Origin of the sequence: Streptomyces sp. GC420 (assembly GCF_009916105.1) — a bacterium.
GTDB lineage: Bacteria > Actinomycetota > Actinomycetes > Streptomycetales > Streptomycetaceae > Streptomyces.
On record NZ_JAAAXQ010000567.1, the window covers coordinates 1 to 3538 of the forward strand.

Here is a 3538-nt window from a genome sequence, read left to right on the forward strand (position 1 = left end):
TGCCCTGCCCGTGCGCGGTCCGCCGCGCCCGGACGGCTCCGCCGCCGCAGGACCGGCACGACCGCGGCCGGACAGGTGCAACCGGGGTGGGGTCACCACGCGTCTCACCTGCGGTCAACGGGGGGTTTGTCAATGTCTGTCTTCGATCAGGGCACACCCATGCCTTTCACCGGACGCGGTGAAGAACTGGAGCGCCTGCGCGGCGGCCTGCGCCGAGCCGGCTGCAGGGGAGTGGTGATCACAGGGGCCCGGGGGGTCGGCAAGAGCAGGCTGGCCGAGGAGTTCCTCGCCGGGGCCGGGGTACGCCACCGGACCGTGCGCCTGCTCGCCAGCGAGGCGACCGCGGACGTACCGCTCTCGGCCTTCGCGCCCTTACTGCGGTGCCCGGTCCGTCCCGGTGAGCCGGCCCTGCTCTTCCAGGAGGTGCGCCGGGCGCTGACCGTTCCCCCGGGGGAGCCCCGCACCGTCCTCCTGGTGGACGAGGCGCACCACCTGGACACCTCCTCGCTGGCCCTGCTGTCCGCGCTGGCCGGCGACTCGTCGGTGTTCCTGGTGGCCACCCTGCCCCAGGACGCCGAGTGGCCCGGGGTGTTCCGCACGCTGTGGCGCCAGGACGCACTGGAGCATCTGCGTCTGCGGGCCTTCGACCGGGACGGGACGGCCCTGCTGCTGCGGAAGGCGCTGGACGCCCCGGTCGCCGCCCCCGCCGCGCGGGCGCTGTGGGAGGCCGGCCGCGGCAACGCCCTGTGGTCGCGGGAACTCCTGCGCGCCGCCGTGCGGGAGGGCGCTCTGCGCCAGGTGGGCGGGGTGTGGTGCCTGGCGCGCCCACTGGAGCAGGCCATCCTGGAGGCACCCGCCGAGAGCCGGTTCCGCCACCTGCCCGAGGACCGGCGCGCCGTGCTGCAACTGCTGGCGCTGTGCGGTCCGGTGGGACTGGACGACGCACTGGCCCAGGTGTCCCCGGCCGCACTGGCGGACCTCGAGGAGCAGGGACTCGTCACCGTTGCCGTCGACGGCAGGCGCCAGCGGGTCGCGCTGGCCCATCCCTGGCATGCCCTGCTGCTGCGCCGCAGCACCCCTCGGGTCCTGGCCCGCCGACTGCTGCTGGAACAGGCCGGCCGGGTCCGGGCACACGGAGCCGTGCGCGACGGCGACGCCCTCGCCCTGGCCCGCTGGGAGCTCGACGCCACCGGAACCGCCGACCCCGACCTGCTGGTCCGCGCCGCCGGTCAGGCCCTGCACGCCGGTGACATCGAGGGCATGTGCCGCTTCGCCGGCGCGGCCCTGGAGCAGGGCCCCGGCGCGCACGTCCTGGCCGGCCTGATGCTCGGCGAGGCACTCGGGCAGCGGGGGGAGTTCGCCGAGAGCATTCCCGTACTGGAGCGGGCGTTCGCCTCGGCCCGGTCGCCCGAGGAGGTCCAGGCGGCCGCCGCGGCGCTCTCCCAGCATCACCTCTACGGCCGGGGGCAGTTCACCCGCGGGTACGAGGTGCTGGAGCAGGCCGCCGGCCGCGTCGGACCGCGCCCGCTGCTGACCGCCTGCCGGGCCGCACTGCTCAGCGCCGTGGGCCGGAACCGGCAGGCGGCCGGACTGCTGGAGCGGCAGCCGCCGCCCGTCGCGGACTCCGCCGGAACGACCACGGCACAGGGCGTCTTCACCCAGGAGGACGTCCTGCTGCTGCAGGCGCACATGCGCGTTCAGCTGTCCGCGGGCCGGGTGGAGGACGCGGTGCGCACCGGCCGGGATGCGTACGCCGTGCACTGCGGTCTGGCGGACCGGTGGACCGCGTACTACCCGGCGCGCAGCCTCTACCTCGTGGCCGCGGCCCTCCTGGAGTCCGGGCGCCCCGACGAGGCGGAGCGGACCGCCCGTGAGGGGCAGGAGGCCATGCGTGACGCGGTTCCCGCGCTGACCGTGTGGTTCGCCTGGGTGCGGGGGCGCATTGCCCTGGAACGTGGCCGGGTCGCCGACGCGCTGACCCACTTCCGTGAGGCCCGCGCGCTCGCGCAGCTGAGCGGTCAGCCCTTCGCCGAGCAGCGGGCGCTGGCCGGTCTGGTACTGGCGTCCGCACACGCCGGGCACCTCGCGCAGGAGGCCGGGGCACTGGCCCCGGCCAGCGGCAGGGATGCCTCACCGCTGTGCCAGAGCGACACACTGCGCGCCCACGGGTGGCTGCTGCAGCTGCGGGGGAAGACCAGCCAGGCACGGCACCTGATGCTCGGAGCCGCGCGGAAGGCGGTCGCGGAGCAGGAGACGACCGCGGCGGCGGCCATCCTGCACGACCTGCTCCGGTGGGGCGTCGAGAGCGCCGCCGCCGAACTGCGGGACGCGGCCGCCGCGATGCAGGGCCCGCTGGCGGCGGCCAGGGCGGCGCACGCCGCGGCGGCGGAAGGACCGGACGGGGCGGCGCTGGAGGCGGTGGCCGGCCGCATGGAGGAGCTGGGCCTCTACCTGTACGCGGCCGAGGCGCTCGCGGCCGCGGCCCTGGAGTGGCGGCGCCGGGGCCGGGAGAGCCGCGCCACCCGGGCGGCGGCCCGGTCGCGGGCGCTGCGCGGGAAGTGCCAGGACGCGGCGACGCCCGCGCTCGCCGAGGCGTCCGCGCCGGTGCCACTGAGCACCCGGGAGCGGGACATCGCGCTGATGGCCGCCCGGGGGTGCACCAGCCGGGAGATCGCCGAGACGTGCGTGCTGTCGGTGCGGACGGTGGAGAACCACCTGGGCAGGGTGTATCGCAAGCTGGGAATCACCGGCCGCACGGCACTGGCCGAGGCCCTGCTGGTCTGACGGCGGCCTCCCGGCGGCGGATCGCCCGGAAGGGACACCGCGCGCCGCGCCTTGAGGGTGCGCGGCGCCCGCGTGCCGCCGCTCCGGCGCCCGCGTGTGCCGCCGCGGCGGAAGCCCGTCCCCGGGCTGCGGCGACGTCCGCCGCCGGACACGGTCGCACGCTTCGCCACGCGGGGAAGGGTCTCCCTGCCTGTGTGGTGCGCCCCGGGTGAGCCGGGCGGCGCGGTGACCGTGCCCACCAAGGCGGACGGACGGCCGGGCGGGCGGTCTGGGCACCGTCCCGCACCTGCACCTGCACCTCCACGGGCCGGGGACGAGGCCGTCGCCTTCGTGGTCGGGGCATTCGGGACCGAACGGGAAGCCGCCGAGCGTGCGGTCCTGGCCGACGCGGGAGACACGGGCGGTCCGGCTCGGCGCGGGGACCTGGAGTCCGTCCGCTGGGGCGGGCGTCCCGGGGCTCATGCACGCATCGGTTGGAAGGGCCTTCGGTATGGCGGGCGACGTCCCTCCATGCGTACGGCGTGCGGCCCCTGCGGACCGGCGCCGCAGGGGCAGTAGTGCCGGTCCGAAAGGGCAGCAGGCAGGTCTCTAGTGCCGCGTCAGCCAAGGTTCGCCCCGTCGCGACGCCCTGCACGGCACCTCGCTGCGTTGGCCGAAAGCCCGAGTAGGCCCACTACGAGGGCTTCCAGCCGCCTTGCGATGCACCGCACCGGACGCCGCTCCTCAGCGGGCAAACCCTGACTGACGCGGCACT

The 3538-nt window shown here is 76.3% G+C and carries 1 protein-coding gene; it reads left to right on the top strand.

Features of this window, described 5'->3' with window-relative positions; genetic code table 11:
- Window positions 1-159: 159 nt before the first annotated feature.
- Entirely contained in the window at window positions 160-2784 is a 2625-nt protein-coding gene (locus GUY61_RS41380) for a LuxR family transcriptional regulator (protein ID WP_166634544.1), read from the top strand.
- The last annotated feature ends 754 nt before the right edge of the window (window positions 2785-3538 follow it).